General features: G+C 58.5%; 1 protein-coding gene. It reads left to right on the top strand.

What is annotated here, in order from left to right; genetic code table 11:
* A partial coding sequence (locus CC207_RS28105; RefSeq protein WP_371916519.1) for an arsenic resistance protein occupies positions 1–622 on the top strand: 622 nt, incomplete at both ends.

Here is a 622-nt window from a genome sequence, read left to right on the forward strand (position 1 = left end):
TCCTCAGGTTTTCAAGGACAAGCGCATCCTCGTGCTGTCGCTGGTCCAGAATTGGGTAATCGGCCCGGTACTGATGTTCGGGCTGGCAGTAGTGTTCCTTTCCGACAAGCCTGAGTACATGACTGGCCTGATCCTCATCGGCTTGGCGCGCTGTATCGCCATGGTGCTGGTGTGGAACCAGATCGCCGGTGGCAACAACCAGTACGTGGCGGGCCTGGTCGCCTTCAACAGCATTTTCCAGATCCTGTTCTTCAGCGTGTACGCCTGGATCTTCCTGGGCCTGCTGCCGCCGCTGTTTGGCCTTGAGGGGAGCGTCATCGAGACCAGCTTCCTCGACATCGCTCAGTCGGTGATGATCTATCTGGGCATCCCGTTCCTGGCCGGTTTCCTGACCCGCAAGATCCTGATCAGTAGCAAGGGTGAGACCTGGTACCAGGTGCGCTTCATTCCGAAGATCAGTCCGCTGACGCTCGTGGCGTTGCTGCTGACCATCGTGGCCATGTTCAGCCTGAAGGGCGACATGGTGCTGCAGCTGCCGCTGGATGTGCTGCGCATCGCCATCCCGCTGACCATCTACTTCGTGGTGATGTTCTTCATCAGCTTCTGGATGGGCAAGCTGCTG

Source organism: Pseudomonas sp. DrBHI1 (genome assembly GCF_002205115.1).
In the GTDB taxonomy this organism is placed as follows: domain Bacteria; phylum Pseudomonadota; class Gammaproteobacteria; order Pseudomonadales; family Pseudomonadaceae; genus Aquipseudomonas; species Aquipseudomonas mosselii.